This is a genomic window from Bacillus sp. FSL M8-0350 (genome assembly GCF_038593345.1).
In the GTDB taxonomy this organism is placed as follows: Bacteria; Bacillota; Bacilli; order Bacillales; family Bacillaceae; genus Bacillus; species Bacillus safensis.
The window spans coordinates 1,421,190-1,436,780 of record NZ_CP151985.1 but is presented as its reverse complement, the minus strand read 5'-3'; the positions used below and the strand labels follow the sequence as shown (position 1 = coordinate 1,436,780).

The following is a 15,591-nucleotide window of genomic DNA, read 5'->3' as shown; positions in this document are numbered from 1 at the left end:
CTGGACTACAGCAAATCAGCTGCAAGCTGTGCAAGTCCAGACCTTTCTCCTTTGACAAGCTTGACATGTCCAGATATTTGCTGTCCTTTGAACCGCTCAATGACATACGTAAGTCCATTATTTAAGCTGTCTAAATAAGGATGATCGATCTGCTCCGGGTCCCCCATCAGCACAATTTTACTTCCTTCTCCGACTCGCGTTAATAATGTTTTCACCTCGTGTTTCGTTAAATTCTGCGCCTCGTCAATGATTATAAATTGATCAGGGATACTTCTTCCGCGGATATACGTTAAAGCTTCCACTTGAATAGAACCGATTCCCGCCAAAATCGCATCAAGTTCACCAGGTTTTTTTGTATTAAATAAAAATTCCAGGTTGTCATAAATCGGCTGCATCCATGGTCTGAGTTTCTCTTCCTTTTCACCTGGCAAGTAGCCTAAATCCTTGCCGACAGGAACAATGGAACGGGCTACGATCAGTTTTTTAAACATGCCGAGATCCTCTGTCTGCATTAATCCGGCAGCAAGTGCAAGGAGTGTTTTACCAGTACCCGCTTTTCCGATCAATGTCACAAGCGGAATATCACGTCGCAATAGCAGCTCTAGGGCCATCGTCTGCTGAACATTTTTCGGACGGATTCCCCAAACATGCTCTTGATCATAAATCAGCCGTTTCACATGCTCTGCCTTTTGATCAAGCATTCCTAAAGCAGAACCGCCTTCATTCCCCTTCATAATGACAAATTGATGAGGGTTTAATGGTGCACTTGTGACTTCTTTTATCGGCAATTGACTTTGCTTATAAAATGTATTCAATTGCTCGGTCGGAATATAGAGCTCATGATAGCCGTTATCAATGTCTTCGTTTTGCAGCACACGGTCACTTAAGAAGTCCTCTGCCTGAAGACCTATCGCATCTGCCTTTACCCTGACTAAGACATCCTTACTGACCAAAATGACAGGCCGGCCGTGAGGCTTTGTTTCTTCCTCTAAGCTCAAATTTTTCGCGACCGCTAAAATCCGATTATCGTTCGTTTTTTCAATAAAAATTTCTTGAAGTTCATGGAAAGAGCGATGATTCAGCTCGATGCGCAGCGTCCCTTTTGACTCTAGCGTGATTTTTTCATGCAGTTTCCCTTTCGATCTCAAACCGTCGATTAAACGTGAGACGCGCCGGGCGTTTTGCCCAACCTCGTCCATGTATCTCTTTTTCGAGTCTACTTCTTCTAACACAACGGCCGGAATGACGACTTCGTTGTCTTCAAATGAAAAGATTGAATTCGGATCCTGTAATAACACATTTGTGTCTAATACATAAATTTTACTCAGGTCCTTCGCCTCCTGATCGGGGTTTCATTCATCCTTGTCTTTCCCAAAACGATTGTTAAAATATATGTTTTCATGAATAAAGTTAGAAGGTTAATTCAACAATAAAATAAATCATGCAGTTTGTGAAGGAGGGAATTTAGATGCGACTATTTTTAACATTATTCATGATTCAAACGATCATTCTGTTAGGCGCTTGCCAGCAGCAGAAAAAGCCAGAAGCGCTGGACAAGCAAGATGGACGCCAGCACTTAGTACGGGTGTCAGACTCATCCAAGAAAAAGACAAATCAAGCCCGCCCATCTACAGATGTTGCGCAGCATCTTGTCAATGTGACAGAGCATGTAGCAGATGTCAATGATGCAACGGCAATTGTCATCGGCCGCTATGCTGTTGTTGGTATTGATGTAAAAGATGATTTAGATAGAAGCAAAGTAGAAACCATTAAATATTCAGTTGCAAAAGCGCTGAGAAATGACCCTGAAGGTGCAAATGCTGTTGTGGTTGCTGATCCAGATACAGTCAGCCGTTTAAAAGAAATGGGCAAAGAAATCCAAGCAGGCCGTCCGGTAAGCGGTATTATGGACGAACTGGCTGCCATTGTCGGCCGCGTGATGCCAGAGATGCCGAGAAATGAGATCGAGCGTAACGAAAAAGACCCGACAAATGATCCGAATAATCAGCTCAAAGAACAGGATCAAAAACAGTTAGAAAAAAATCAAAACGACCAATCAAACCATCATATGAATCAGAAGAAATAATGAGAACGGCTTATATCTCCTGTGATATAAGCCTTTTTCTACGCTGATTTTAAGTAGCTGGAAAACATGCTATAATAAATGCAATAAAGTGAGGTGAAAATGATGAGAGTGAAGTGCTCATTATGTGAAAAGCTTGAAACCATTGATGATGATACACTTGTTGCTAAACGGTTAAGAAACCGGCCAATTCATACATATATGTGCGATGACTGCCAAGAACGCATTAAAATAAAGACTGAAGCTCGCATCAAAACTGGCAGATTCTCTCTTTATCAGGATCCTGCGACGAAAGAGAAAAAGAAGAAAAAAGGAAAGAAAGAACAAAAGACATAAAAAAAGACCTGACACATGTTCAGGTCTTTTTTTACGTATTAACTGTTCCTTCTTTTTTCGCACGATGCAGCCGTATTTTATAAATAATCAAAATGGCAGCTGCCACAACCAGTCCTTCCGCTACTGGAAGGAAGATACCTAGAAATGTGAGAAACGTGCAGCCAAAAATCAAAAACAAATAAATCACGAGCGCTTTTAAAATCGGTAAACGTCTTGCAAAGCCGAGCTTAAAAACAATAATCGCTAAAACAAGGATGGTGCCATATAGGAGCCACATCCCTGTTTGCGGATTTTCATCGACACGAAACAGCATCGCGAAAAAGGATAGATTTTCACTTACTTCCTGATCATTCAAAAAGATTCCCTCCCCTTATCTTTCAGGGTTCTATCTTTTTAATTCTTCATGGAATTAAGATAATCCTGCTAGCTTTTTCTTCTTCGCTGCTTTCTCACGTTCGTTTTTGTCTAAAATTTTCTTTCTAAGACGAATTGATTCAGGTGTAACCTCACAGTATTCGTCTTCATTCAAGTACTCAAGAGATTCCTCAAGTGACATAATACGAGGTTTTTTCATGCTAACCGTTTGATCTTTCGTCGCTGAACGTACGTTTGTTTGTTGTTTCATACGGCTTACGTTTACAACAAGGTCGTTCTCACGATTATGCTCCCCAACAATCATCCCTTGGTATACTTCAGTACCCGGCTCAACGAAGATCACACCGCGCTCTTCAACACCTTGGATTCCGTAAGCAGTCGCTTTACCTGTTTCCATTGAAACAAGTACACCTTGACGGCGTCCGCCAACTTGACCAGACTGCATTGGCTGGTAGCTGTCAAACGTATGGTTCAAAATACCAAAACCACGAGTTAATGAAAGAAATTCAGTTGTATAACCAATTAAACCACGTGATGGCACTGTAAAGATCAGGCGAACTTGACCGTTACCATTATTGATCATGTCAATCATTTCACCTTTTCTTGCACCCATTGATTCCATAACAGAGCCAGTATGCTCTTCTGGTACATCAATTTGAACGCGCTCTACAGGCTCACATCGAACACCATCAACTTCTTTTACAATAACTTCTGGCTTCGATACTTGTAATTCAAAACCTTCACGTCTCATATTCTCAATGAGAATGGATAAGTGAAGCTCTCCACGTCCAGAAACAACCCAAGCATCAGGTGAATCAGTTGGATCCACACGAAGACTGACGTCTGTTTGAAGCTGCTGCTCTAAACGCTCTTCAATTTTACGTGATGTCACGTATTTTCCTTCACGGCCTGCAAATGGGCTGTTGTTTACAACAAACGTCATTTGAAGTGTCGGCTCATCAATACGAAGGATTGGAAGTGCTTCTTGGTGTTCTACCGGACAAACCGTTTCACCTACGTTGATGTCTTCCATTCCAGATACAGCGACAAGATCTCCCGCTTTCGCTTCGTTGATTTCCACTCGTTTTAACCCTTGGAAACCAAAGATCTTTGTTACTCGGAATTGTTTTACAGTGCCGTCGACTTTCATCAAGGCTACCTGCTGTCCTACTTGCATTGTTCCTCTGAATACACGGCCAATTCCAATTCTGCCAACATAATCATTGTAATCAAGTAGTGCCACTTGGAATTGAAGCGGCTCTTCATGGTTGTCAACTGGGCAAGGAATATGGTTCACAATGGCTTCAAACAAAGATTCCATGTTTTCATCTTGCTTGCTCGCATCGTTACTTGCTGTACCATTGATTGCTGATGCATAGACAACTGGGAATTCAAGCTGTTCTTCTGTTGCATCCAATTCAATGAACAAGTCGATCACTTCATCAACTACTTCAGCCGGACGAGCAAAGTCGCGGTCAATTTTATTGACGACAACGATTGGTGTTAAGTTTTGCTCAAGTGCTTTTTTCAGCACAAAGCGTGTTTGAGGCATACAGCCTTCATAAGCATCCACAACGAGGAGTACACCATCTACCATTTTCATGATACGCTCAACTTCACCACCGAAATCGGCGTGTCCTGGTGTATCTAAAATATTAATGCGTGTATCTTTATAATGGATCGCAGTATTTTTAGCTAAAATCGTAATACCGCGCTCTCGCTCTAAATCATTTGAATCCATGGCTCTCTCAGCGATATTTTCATTCGCACGGAAAGTACCAGCTTGATGGAGCAATTGGTCAACAAGCGTCGTTTTACCATGGTCAACGTGGGCAATAATTGCGATGTTGCGAAGGTCTTTTCGAAGTTTCACATTTTCATCTCCTAAAATAATTAGATAACTTTCATATTATATCACAATCCCCTTTAAATGCCGATCGTTTTTCTGTAAACTTATATTAACTCTAAAAAAAGGGATGGAGACAAATGAAACAAATCAAATGGCTTCTATTATTATGTGCATTACTTGCAGTTGTCAGTATGGCGTTTATTGGGGTATCTCTTGCAGAAAAAAACATACTGGGCATATGTTTTAGTATCGTGTTCGCCATGATTTTCATGGGTACAGGATTTACATTAAAAAGAAAATTAAACGTGCAATCATAAAATTAGTTAAAAGCCTTTTACATTCTATATGTAGAAGGCTTTTTATTTTGAGTAAAAACAAGACAAATCACCTATGAAAGCTCCATTTTGCAGACGGAACGTATCTTGAAGAATTGACAAAAGTAAGCAATCTGCACCCCTATATTTTTCGACAAGAACTTTTATAGTTCTCCAAAATCAAACAGAAAGTTACATTTTTCCTATTCTTCCACAAAGTTTCTCATGGTATGCTTTTCTTGCAACAAAATTTAACAGAAAAGGGAGAGAAAAGAAGCATGAAGAAGTTTTTGAGCAAATCGCTCAGCTCTGTTGTATTTTTCGCTTTAGCTATCATTCTTACTTTCACAACAGTAGCTCCTGGGCAAGCAAGCGCTGCAACTTTCAAAGGAATTCCTTTTGAACAGCAGCAAATCATTAAAGAATTATTGGAGAAAAACGAGCGTGTCATCAACATTCTCATCAATTCATTTGTTGAGGAAGACAACAGCTACACATTTGATGTGAAAAAAGCTGTTGAGCTCGGACTAACTGAAGAAGAAGCGGCGACTGCTGAGAAATTCTTAGATCGCGCAGCTGTTCTTACAATCGTTTTCAGTGAAAGCATCACTAAAAACGAAAAAGGGAAATTGGTTTTTGATGCAGCAAAAGCTGTTGAACTTGGTCTTACAAAAGAAGAAGCGGCTAAATTTGAAAAGCTTTTCAAATCAGTGATCAGAATTGCTGATCTTGCTGGTGATGCCCTTGTTCTAGACAAAAAAGGAAACGTTGTGATTGATTCAAAAATCGCAAAAGGTCTTGGATTCAGCTCTACTGAATTACTTGTTTTCAACCAAATGCTTAAGAAAATTCCTCAAGAGCAATTGAAAACGTTCTATGATGCAGTTCAAATTGCGAAAGAAAAATTAAGCTAATCTCAGAAAAACTCCCACCTGGTTCATCCAGATGGGGGTTTTTTATTTCAGCCAATAAAGAATGATCATCATGACGTACCCTATACCAAACGCGATACTTGCTCGATAAAGCAGCTTACCATAGTAGCGCTTTTCAAATTTTCTTTTTTCTTCCTTTTCATCTATATATGGCACGAGATCAGGAGTCTGTATAAGGGTTATTGGCTCTTTCATTTCGTGATAAAGGTGACGGCAGCTTTCGCAGGATTGTATGTGCTCTGCAACAATTTTATTTGTTTCTGCACTTGTGTCTCCCTCTATATAAAGTGGTAACAATTCTTCAATCAAATAACAGCTCATTTATTGAACTCCTCACAATGTAGCATTCGCTTCAGCTCTAATCTCGCTCGATGAAGGGTTGTTTTGACTTTAGATAAAGTCCAATTCAAAATTTCAGCTACTTCTTCATATGATAATTCTTGAATATCTCTTAAAATGAGGACATCCCGATATGAATCCTTCAGCTGATGAATATGATGCCACAGCCTTTCTATGTCGGCTTGTGTTTCGATGTAATCTTCTGGTGTTGTGAACGACTGCTGCTCTAAGAAATCCATTTCTTCTACGTTCGTAAAAGTCCATTTTATTTTTCGGTGATAGTCATTCACAAATGTGTGATACGCAATGGTATAAAGCCATGTTTTCATACTAGAATGTCCCTTAAAGGAGGACAACCCATGTAGTGCCTTCATAAATACGTCTTGCGCAAGGTCCTTGGCCGTTTCCATATTTCCCGTCCGGCGATATAAATATTTGGTGATTTCCTGAAAATATTCTTCATAGATTTTTTCAATTTGGTCGGCTGGTCTGGACATCAAAAATAAAACCACACAGTCATCCAAATCGATAAAACGATAAAAAAGAAGTATAACGAGTAAATAAACCCTTTCATGCGTTTTAACTCGTCATAGTCATTCTGACTTTCCATCGGCACTGAGGACTGCTTTTTAACCGCGGCCGTATGCTGAAATTGCTGTTCGTGTGCCTTCATCCAGCTGGCTGCCTCGGCTCCTAGATCCCCTTCTTGATACAGTTCATATAAGTCTTGAAAGATGGCTTGTTTTTCTTTATCTGTCAAAACGATGCACCTCTTTTGTTCGCCCATTCACTTCATAGATTTTATGCTCATTTGATCCGAAGGTTTGTATAATGACAAGCCATGAAATGTCGATATTCCCTTCTTTGTCGATCATCCTCACAGGTTTTATTTGTTTTTTATAGATCGTATATGGTTTATACCTTTTAAGTACTTGCTGATAGACTTCATTACGATCTTGATTAGATACTCCGTGCGGGATAGAAGAAGCTGCTTGCACTCTCAACTCAATTCCATCATCCCCTTTAAACAGATTGACGACATGAGAGGAGCGTTTAAATATATATTGTTTACTTTCACTAGTGCCTGTTACTTTTCTTACGTCTTTTGGCTTTTTCCCTATAATTTTTAACAAATCTTCATCGCTGACGTTCTCTTTTTTCTGTTGAAGAAGTGATTTTGACAACTTGAAGCTGATGATATCTTTTGTTGAGCCATTAAACAGAAACTCAGATTGATCTTTTGTTGTGACTCTCACTTCATGCTGCCAATCCAAATAAAAATCATTGATGCCTGTGATTTGATAAGCTGGCAGCTTTAGGTTTAAATGTTTATAAATACTGTTGATCCTGTTTTTTATCTCCATTTCTGTTAAACGGATGCCGTCTATATCCTTTAATTGAAAGATAGCGTTTTCGTATTGCGCTTGTCGAAGCGTCCCTTTTTTCCAGGTGGCAAACGCTAAACTGTCCTCTTCATTCTGAGACATTTTTGGCAGAAGAAGAACGTCCGTCTCTCCGTCCTCTTTTTTTACAGCTAATTGAATGCGCTGTAGATCGATTGACCGCCCGCTTCTTTCGAAAAATTCAATGGTTTTTTTCTTATATTCTTTATCGGTCAGTTCCTTCCCCTCTACACGACCTCGATAAGAATACCCGCTTAAATCGCCTGTAAACGCAGAAATATTCACTTCATACTGATCATCTGCAAACACGTAATGATAAGGGATAGGCTGATGACTAGCATTTAAATAAAGCGATTGATCCTCTGGTACAAATTTTGAAGCGAATGCTTTTGCACTTACTGCTGATAAAGGGCGATATTCTTCTGAAAAAGTATCTACCAGTTCCGTTTTGGTGAATTGGAACATGGTATGAGGAATATTGACAATCGGGTTGAGTAATAGCAGAAAAAAGACAGCTATACAACCAGCGCCCCACTGCCTTAATTTCACCTTGTCCCGTAGTAAAGCAGATAACAAATCAATCGTCATAAAGCTTCCTGCCGCTGCTACTAAAATGACAATCGATTTAAATGTAGATTGAAGCTCATACTTCGAAATAGAAGGATAAAATATATAAAGCAAGGCTGCGAAAATCAAGATATAAAACAAAAGCAATTCCTTCCACTTCCAATGCCAAAACAAGCGAAAGAAAAGGTGGAGCAGCAAAGCGGCAAAGCAAGCCATAGCCAAAATGGTGATCATATCTCTCCATACTAACCCCGTATCACTGCTAAGAAAGAACTTTTTGCTTTCAGCAAACACAATAAACACTGTTTGACATAAAGGCAGAAGTAATACAGATAAATCAAAAGCAAAGAACATACCTTTATTTTTTAAATAAGGAAGAGTAATGACATAGTACAGTGATGCAAGCAAGACGTACCCATAAATGAGAAATTGCATGAAATCTGTCAGCACTTCAAATGTTTCGAGCGTATACTGTCTAGACAGGACTTGGTGGATCATTTCAACTGTCATCCCGCCTAATAGCACTACTCTTAATATGATACCAGCATAGAATACATAACTACTCCTCTTTTCTTTCCATATGGGGAGTGTCACGAAAAGGACAAATAGTCCAAGTACACACCATTGAATGATGTGGATACTGTACTCATTTAAAATAAAATACCTTTCAAAATGGAGCGATAAATCACTAAACAAATCAAACATTGATACACAATCCTTTACATGAAATTAAGGCCTCATTCGTATAGACATCCGCCTTACCAAAAAGTTTCAGGAAAAACAAAAAATCACTTCATTCTCATGAAGTGATGTCGTTTATTTTTTATTTCCGCTTCCTTTTATGTAATCATGCAAGATTTTTTCACAAATGGATCGATTTCCAGCCACTATGCTGTTTTTGTCTAGGAACGTAAGACGTTCTCCGTGAATATTTGAGTAAACGGCCCCTACTTCATCAAGCAGCACGCAGCCCGCTGCATAATCCCACGGTGCAAGCCTTAAGGTGACATATGCGTCACTTCTGCCGCTTGCAATATAAGCAAGCTCAAGGGCAGCTGATCCAATCGTTCGTGTCCCTCTCACGTCACGCACTAGACGGGCAAATGGTTTGGCGTCAAAATAAGGACTTTCAATCGCCCATGTCGGATTAATACCCACAATGGCTTTTTCAATCTCCACATCTTTTAATGGAGGGAGCAGGATATCGTTCATATAGGCTCCTTCTCCTTTAATGGCATGGTAGAGCTCGTCATGAATGACGTCATAAATAAGACCGATTTTCCCCACACCATTTTCAAATATCCCGATTGAAATGGCAAAGTTGCGCTTTTGATGGACAAAGTTCATTGTGCCATCAATCGGATCAATGATCCACACAATTCCGTTGAGTGAGGTGACCTCTTCCCCTTGTCCCTCTTCTCCTAAAATGTGATGATCTGAAAATGTCGACTGTATTTTTTCAATAAAAAAACGTTCTGTTTCTTTATCGATATTCGTGACTAGATCATTTGGATTTGATTTTGTTTCAATTGATAGACCTTCCTGCATGGACGCTTTAATACGGCTCCCTGCTTCTTTTACCCAGAGCTTTGCAAGACGGTCAATTTCCACCCAGTTTGTCATCAGATTGTAAACCTCTTTTCTATGTAGGACCTATTTGTAATAGCATACTGATATTATGTACGTAAAAGCAAGAAAAAAGCAGCTTCATACAAAAACGAACCGATGAATTGGTTCGTTTTTACCTCACCCTGTTTTACCCTTGAAGCTGCTCCCATTCTTTTCTTAGGCGCTCAAGCTTTCGTTTGCTGCGTTCGATTTGGATGTCATCTTTTTGTTCGATGGCTTCATGAAGCGTAGAAAGCTCATAATCAACCTCTAATCTCCACACAGCGATGCGATTTTTCTTCTCCTGTCTATACCCCTGCTTCACGATTTGCTTCATTGGTCAACGCCCCTTCCAGAGAATGATTCATTCCTTGTCAGTTTTCATTGATAAAAATTCAATCGATAAGAGAAATGGTTCTTGCTTATATCGTATGAAGCGATCGCATAACCGCAACGACATTCTGAAAATTGTGTCTTTACCTATTAATGATGTACCACATAATGAAAGGTTTTAAACGCTGCACCACGTCCTTTACAATCTTTGATCTGACGGTGCATCTTTTTTTGAGCTTGATCCAAGCTATGATAAAATATGATCAGCGAAAAGATACAGGAGGCATAACATGAGTGAAATGCGTTTTAGAGATGAAGATTTTGAAACATTCACAGTTGATGGTTTAGATGAAAGAATGACTGTATTAAAAGAAAGAGTCCGTCCAAAGCTTGAGGCACTTGGCGAACATTTTGCACCACTTCTTTCTTCTATTACAGGAGACGAAATGTTTGTACACGTCGCAAAGCATGCTAGAAGATCTGTCAACCCGCCAAATGATACGTGGGTTGCTTTTGCAAACAGTAAGCGAGGATATAAAAAACTCCCTCATTTTCAAATTGGGCTTTGGAAAACACATGTCTTTGTCTGGTTTGCGCTCATTTATGAATCTCCAGTAAAAGGTGAGTACGGCCAGCTATTTGAAAAAGAGCTAGACACCATCCAGCAGAAAATACCGCAAGATTTTGTTTGGTCTAAAGATCATATGAAACCAGATGTCATGCGTCACAGCGAACTAGATTCCGAACAGCTGAAAACGCTGTTTGAACGTGTTCAAACAGTCAAGAAAGCCGAGCTTCTTTGCGGCATTCAGCTTCCTAGAGAAGAAGTCGTTCAAATGAATAATGAAGAATTTCTATCAAAAATTGAAAATGCCTTCCGCACGCTGACGTATCTGTACCGCTTCACACAGAAAGAATCTGTATAAAAAACGAGCCCTTATAGGCTCGATTCAAATTGTTGACAAAGGGCTAAAATGATTTTGATTTTAGCCCTTTGTCTTCTTTTCAGCGTGATAGAAAACCTTTGAAGTCTAGGAAGGACGAGTACCGGCACGCAGACCTGACACCGAATGCGAGGGTTTGTCCGCGCGCTGAAACGAGCCCTTATAGGCTCGTTTTTTACATGCGTATAATGGCTTTCTCTTCTGCCTCTCTTGCGGTTTTCACTGCACGATAAGGGGAATACCCGCTTCCCTTTTCAAACGCCGCACAATGCGTTTTTTCCTCAGCTTTTGATGGCACAACCTCTTTAAATCGTTTATAAGCATCTAATAACTCCTGCTTCGCAATTCCTTTTTCATAGGCTTTTTCAACAACCTGAAAAAACGAAATGACCGCCATCTTTTCCTCTGTTGTCCAGTCGACATCCATTGGATATTGATATTCCATTTACTTGTCCCTCACTTTAACACTCATTTCTGATTTGAACTTTTATTATAGCATCTGTTTGATCAGAAACCGATTGATTTTATGCTTTACATTCCGATCAGTTCATAATATAATTCTTTTGTTTTATGCAATGAAATCTGCTGTAATTGGCACAATAAGAGCAGGTATTTCGATGAAGGTGGGAAAGCAATTGTCACAACATGATACACCCTTATACACTGGACTAAAAAAACACGCAGCAGCCAATCCAGTCCAATTTCACATTCCAGGCCATAAAAAAGGAGCCGGAATGGATCCTGAATTTAGAGCATTCATTGGCGACAATGCTTTAAGCATTGACCTCATTAATATAGAACCTCTCGATGATTTACATTCACCTAAAGGGATGATAAAAGAAGCACAGGAGCTTGCTGCTGAAGCCTTCGGTGCTGATCATACGTTTTTCTCCATTCAAGGAACAAGCGGGGCCATCATGACAATGGTAATGACGGTATGCGGACCTGGAGATAAAATTATCGTTCCGCGTAATGTCCATAAATCAATTATGTCCGCGATTGTATTTTCTGGCGCAGTTCCTGTTTTTATTCACCCAGAAATAGACAAAGAACTTGGCATCTCTCACGGGATTACACCTGAATCAGCCAAAAAGGCGCTCACTGAGCATCCAGATGCGAAAGGTTTGCTTGTCATTAATCCAACGTATTTTGGTATTTCAGCAGACTTAAAATCAATCGTAGACATTGCCCATTCATTTGATGTGCCTGTCCTTGTCGATGAAGCACACGGTGTGCATATACATTTTCATGATGAGCTTCCCCTCTCTGCCATGCAGGCAGGTGCCGACATGGCAGCAACAAGTGTCCATAAACTTGGCGGCTCTCTTACGCAGAGCTCTATTTTAAATATGAAGGAAGGGCTTGTTTCAAAAGACCGCGTGCAATCGATTTTGAGTATGCTGACGACAACGTCCACTTCTTATTTGCTCTTAGCGTCACTTGATGTCGCTCGAAAACGATTAGCCACTGAAGGTAAGGCACTAGCTGATGAAGCCATTCGTTTGGCTGAATCAGCGAGAGACCGTTTGAATCAAATTGACGGCATTACCTGCATTGGCAAGGAAGTACTCGGTTCAGCTTCCACTTACGATTATGACCCAACGAAATTAATTATCTCTATTAAAGACCTTGGGTTAAACGGACATGATGTCGAAAAGTGGCTGAGAGAAAGTTACCGAATTGAAGTAGAGCTCTCTGACCTGTACAACATTTTATGTATCGTCACCCCTGGCGATTCAGATGAGACAATTGATACGCTCGTGACGGCGATGCAGGAAATTGCCGCAGCCTCTACTCGTGAGGGCGGCAAACAAGCGGTAACGGAAGTGCTGCTGCCTGAGATCCCATCGCTTGCTATGACGCCGCGTGACGCCTTTTACGCTAAAACGGAAGTCGTTCCGTTTAAGGAAGCAGTCGGCCGCATTATCGCAGAGTTTGTGATGGTGTATCCGCCAGGTATTCCGATTTTTATACCAGGTGAAATTATCACAGAAGAAAATATATCGTATATCTTTAAAAATATTGAAATTGGTCTCCCTGTCCAAGGACCTGAAGATTCAACGCTTGAAATGATCCGTGTGATTAAGGAACAAAAACCAATTTTATAAAAAAGAAACATGCAGCCCCAAATGGAGCTGCATGCTTTTTTATTTATTCAGAGGCTTCATCACAGCAATGACAGTGACCGCATGTTCCGTATAGCGTTGTCACTTTTTCATTTTCAAATTGATCAATGGTTTCATTGCAATCTTGACAAATAATTGTACCCACGTACATTCCCCTTTTCTTCATTCATAGTTTGAAAGCGTTTAATCTATTTCATATCTCTATAATATGATGTCACAATTAAGTTGTCAACGGTTAATTGTATGACACATTTAATCATTTTTTATAAATATGTGCTTTTTTCTTCTCATATTGAGGGAACGTTTCAATTGTATTTTGCTTCATATCAATTCGGTAACAATTGAGTAACAATCGAAAATTGTCAAAAGGGACATGATACACTAGAGTGACTAACAGGGAACAAGCTCCTAAAAATGTTGGGACAACCCCAAATGATTTTGAGGTGAATAGATTGAATTTTATGAGGACACTTCTCATTATATTCCCCATGCTCTTTGTACTTAGTTCATGCTCATTTGCGTATATCATACCGAATCAGACCGACCAAGTCCGTCATATTCAAAAACCGAGAATTCTCTTTTTTACTGATGCAGAAAACCTTGATAAAGAAAGCCCTTATTATGATGCAGTCCTCGATTTAAAAAATGAATACCCTAAGGAAATGTCAAAAATGATTGTGAAAGAAGATCGTAAAGGCTGGAAAAATGAAGTTGATGAACTGCCGGCTATTTTACTTGTCAATGATGAAAAAGTCATCGTGAAGGTTGAAGGAAATGTCCGCAGTAAACAGGAGATCTTATCGCCCTTATGCCATGCTTTGGACCGCGTCAATACAAACTAATGATATTTTGCTTGCACTCATATATAACCATATGAAAAAACCCCTCAACTCATGAGGGGTTTTTCATATGGTGTTCAGGGCGCCAAAAAAACCCTCTCCATCAAGGAGAGGGTTTCATAGGTTTATTATTTTACGATGTGGATTGGGCTTCCAATTGCTACTTCAGCCGTTTCCATTGTAATTTCACCTAATGTTGGGTGAGCGTGAATTGTCATTGCGATATCTTCAGCAGTCACTCCAGCTTCGATTGCAAGGCTAAGCTCTGAAATCATATCAGAAGCGCCAACACCTGCGATTTGTGCACCGATCACTAGACCATCCTCTTTACGAGTGATCATTTTCATGAAGCCATCAGTTGCATCAAGAGAAAGTGCACGTCCGTTCGCTGCGAATGGGAATTTCGCTGCAACGATTTCGATTCCTTCTGCTTTTGCTTCTGCTTCAGTGTATCCAACAGTTGCAAGTTCTGGCTCAGAGAATACAACAGCAGGAATACCAAGGTAATCAATTTCAGCTGGCTCTCCAGCGATTGCTTCAGCTGCAATTTTACCTTCGTAAGAAGCTTTGTGTGCAAGTGGTGGTCCATCAACGATGTCACCAATTGCATAGATGTTAGATACGCTTGTACGGCATTGTTTGTCTGTTTTGACAACTCCGCGGTCAGTCAATTCAACACCAACTTGCTCAAGACCAAGCTCATCCGTGTTTGGACGACGACCAACAGTCACAAGTACGTAATCAGCATCAACTGTTTTTTCTTCACCTTTTACTTCGAACGTAACAGTGACACCATCAGATTTTTCTTCAACGCCTTTTGCAAGTGCGTTTGTATGGATTTCAACGTTTCCTTTTTTCTTCAGGTTACGTTTAACCAATGAGCTCATTTGCTTTTCGAACCCTGGAAGGATTTCGTCTCCACCTTCAAGGATCACAACTTCTGTTCCAAAGTTTGCATAAGCAGTACCAAGCTCAGTACCGATGTATCCACCACCGATGACAACTAACTTTTTAGGTACTTCTTTAAGCGCTAAAGCACCAGTTGAGTTGATCACGCGGTCTGTGTATTTAAATGTAGGCAATTCGATTGGACGAGATCCAGTTGCAAGAATTGCATTTTTGAAAGTGTAAGTCTGTGCTGAATTTTCATCCATTACACGTACAGAGTTGCTGTCTACGAAATAAGCTTCACCTTTAACGATGTCTACTTTATTTCCTTTAAGAAGACCTTGAACTCCACCTGTTAATTTGTTTACAACAGAAGCTTTCCACTCTTGAACTTTTGTGAAATCAACTGTTACGTTTTCAGCTTTGATACCCATGTCTTCAGAATGCTTTGCATTCTCGAAACGATGTCCAGCATTGATCAATGCTTTTGAAGGGATACAGCCGACGTTTAGACATACGCCGCCAAGTGTTCCTTTTTCAACGATTGTTACTTTTTGTCCTAGCTGTGCAGCACGAATAGCAGCTACATATCCACCAGGACCTGCACCGATGACAAGAGTATCTGTTTCGATTGGGAAATCTCCTACTACCATGA

General features: G+C 40.2%; 19 protein-coding genes. 7 read left to right on the top strand and 12 right to left on the bottom strand.

Going from position 1 to position 15,591, the window contains the following annotated elements; genetic code table 11:
• Positions 1-5: 5 nt before the first annotated feature.
• The gene (locus tag NSS80_RS07345) at positions 6-1,328 is read right to left on the bottom strand and encodes a PhoH family protein (RefSeq protein ID WP_025092370.1); all 1,323 of its coding nucleotides are present in this window, start codon (positions 1,326-1,328) and stop codon (positions 6-8) included.
• A gap of 140 nt (positions 1,329-1,468) precedes the next feature.
• Between NSS80_RS07345 and NSS80_RS07340 the strand changes: the two genes are divergently transcribed.
• Positions 1,469-2,086 (top strand): YhcN/YlaJ family sporulation lipoprotein, encoded by a 618-nt coding sequence (locus NSS80_RS07340; RefSeq protein ID WP_041117285.1) that lies wholly within the window; start codon positions 1,469-1,471, stop codon positions 2,084-2,086.
• A gap of 99 nt (positions 2,087-2,185) precedes the next feature.
• Positions 2,186-2,419 (top strand): YlaI family protein, encoded by a 234-nt coding sequence (locus NSS80_RS07335; protein WP_223250959.1) that lies wholly within the window; start codon positions 2,186-2,188, stop codon positions 2,417-2,419.
• Between the two features lie 31 nt (positions 2,420-2,450).
• Here NSS80_RS07335 and NSS80_RS07330 read toward each other — a convergent pair whose 3' ends face one another.
• Together NSS80_RS07330 and typA are read right to left on the bottom strand one after the other, a co-directional pair.
• A complete protein-coding gene (locus NSS80_RS07330) occupies positions 2,451-2,774 on the bottom strand; it encodes a YlaH-like family protein (protein WP_003210819.1) in 324 nt (107 codons plus the stop codon).
• Positions 2,775-2,828: 54 nt separating this feature from the next.
• The gene (gene typA / locus NSS80_RS07325) at positions 2,829-4,667 is read right to left on the bottom strand and encodes a translational GTPase TypA (RefSeq protein WP_041084955.1); all 1,839 of its coding nucleotides are present in this window, start codon (positions 4,665-4,667) and stop codon (positions 2,829-2,831) included.
• A 113-nt stretch (positions 4,668-4,780) separates the two neighbouring features.
• On the opposite strand from typA, the gene NSS80_RS07320 reads away from it, so the two are divergent.
• Together NSS80_RS07320 and NSS80_RS07315 are read left to right on the top strand one after the other, a co-directional pair.
• Positions 4,781-4,960 (top strand): DUF5325 family protein, encoded by a 180-nt coding sequence (locus NSS80_RS07320; protein WP_034281645.1) that lies wholly within the window; start codon positions 4,781-4,783, stop codon positions 4,958-4,960.
• Positions 4,961-5,235: 275 nt separating this feature from the next.
• The gene (locus tag NSS80_RS07315) at positions 5,236-5,871 is read left to right on the top strand and encodes a hypothetical protein (protein WP_034281643.1); all 636 of its coding nucleotides are present in this window, start codon (positions 5,236-5,238) and stop codon (positions 5,869-5,871) included.
• A gap of 42 nt (positions 5,872-5,913) precedes the next feature.
• Here NSS80_RS07315 and NSS80_RS07310 read toward each other — a convergent pair whose 3' ends face one another.
• From NSS80_RS07310 to NSS80_RS07285, 6 genes are all read right to left on the bottom strand, one after another.
• A complete protein-coding gene (locus NSS80_RS07310; RefSeq protein WP_041117283.1) occupies positions 5,914-6,210 on the bottom strand; it encodes a zf-HC2 domain-containing protein in 297 nt (98 codons plus the stop codon).
• On the bottom strand, positions 6,207-6,725 hold the full coding sequence (locus NSS80_RS07305) for a sigma-70 family RNA polymerase sigma factor (protein ID WP_041118116.1): 519 nt from the start codon (positions 6,723-6,725) through the stop codon (positions 6,207-6,209). The genes NSS80_RS07310 and NSS80_RS07305 overlap by 4 nt, the downstream gene beginning before the upstream one ends.
• Positions 6,725-6,988 carry a hypothetical protein gene (locus NSS80_RS07300; protein ID WP_041117281.1) on the bottom strand — a complete coding sequence of 88 codons (264 nt, stop codon included), beginning with the start codon at positions 6,986-6,988 and terminating at the stop codon, positions 6,725-6,727. Before NSS80_RS07300 ends, NSS80_RS07305 begins: the two co-directional genes overlap by 1 nt.
• Entirely contained in the window at positions 6,978-8,903 is a 1,926-nt protein-coding gene (locus NSS80_RS07295; RefSeq protein ID WP_317222059.1) for a hypothetical protein, read from the bottom strand. The genes NSS80_RS07300 and NSS80_RS07295 overlap by 11 nt, the downstream gene beginning before the upstream one ends.
• Positions 8,904-9,014: 111 nt before the next feature.
• The gene (locus NSS80_RS07290; protein WP_041117277.1) at positions 9,015-9,821 is read right to left on the bottom strand and encodes an inositol monophosphatase family protein; all 807 of its coding nucleotides are present in this window, start codon (positions 9,819-9,821) and stop codon (positions 9,015-9,017) included.
• Between the two features lie 133 nt (positions 9,822-9,954).
• Complete coding sequence (locus NSS80_RS07285) at positions 9,955-10,143, bottom strand: hypothetical protein (protein ID WP_024424761.1); 189 nt, start codon at positions 10,141-10,143, stop codon at positions 9,955-9,957.
• Positions 10,144-10,429: 286 nt separating this feature from the next.
• Between NSS80_RS07285 and NSS80_RS07280 the strand changes: the two genes are divergently transcribed.
• Positions 10,430-11,065 (top strand): DUF1054 domain-containing protein, encoded by a 636-nt coding sequence (locus tag NSS80_RS07280; protein WP_024426894.1) that lies wholly within the window; start codon positions 10,430-10,432, stop codon positions 11,063-11,065.
• A 193-nt stretch (positions 11,066-11,258) separates the two neighbouring features.
• Here the strand turns inward: NSS80_RS07280 and NSS80_RS07275 are convergent, their stop codons facing one another.
• On the bottom strand, positions 11,259-11,528 hold the full coding sequence (locus NSS80_RS07275; protein ID WP_041117276.1) for a UPF0223 family protein: 270 nt from the start codon (positions 11,526-11,528) through the stop codon (positions 11,259-11,261).
• Positions 11,529-11,718: 190 nt separating this feature from the next.
• On the opposite strand from NSS80_RS07275, the gene NSS80_RS07270 reads away from it, so the two are divergent.
• Entirely contained in the window at positions 11,719-13,191 is a 1,473-nt protein-coding gene (locus tag NSS80_RS07270; protein ID WP_342498450.1) for an aminotransferase class I/II-fold pyridoxal phosphate-dependent enzyme, read from the top strand.
• Positions 13,192-13,234: 43 nt separating this feature from the next.
• Here NSS80_RS07270 and NSS80_RS07265 read toward each other — a convergent pair whose 3' ends face one another.
• Positions 13,235-13,354 (bottom strand): GapA-binding peptide SR1P, encoded by a 120-nt coding sequence (locus tag NSS80_RS07265; protein WP_003212464.1) that lies wholly within the window; start codon positions 13,352-13,354, stop codon positions 13,235-13,237.
• Positions 13,355-13,670: 316 nt separating this feature from the next.
• On the opposite strand from NSS80_RS07265, the gene NSS80_RS07260 reads away from it, so the two are divergent.
• Positions 13,671-14,051: a hypothetical protein gene (locus NSS80_RS07260; RefSeq protein ID WP_223250976.1), complete on the top strand. Its 381-nt coding sequence runs from the start codon at positions 13,671-13,673 to the stop codon at positions 14,049-14,051.
• A 125-nt stretch (positions 14,052-14,176) separates the two neighbouring features.
• Here NSS80_RS07260 and lpdA read toward each other — a convergent pair whose 3' ends face one another.
• Positions 14,177-15,589 (bottom strand): dihydrolipoyl dehydrogenase, encoded by a 1,413-nt coding sequence (gene lpdA, locus NSS80_RS07255; protein WP_039178233.1) that lies wholly within the window; start codon positions 15,587-15,589, stop codon positions 14,177-14,179.
• Positions 15,590-15,591 lie beyond the last annotated feature (2 nt).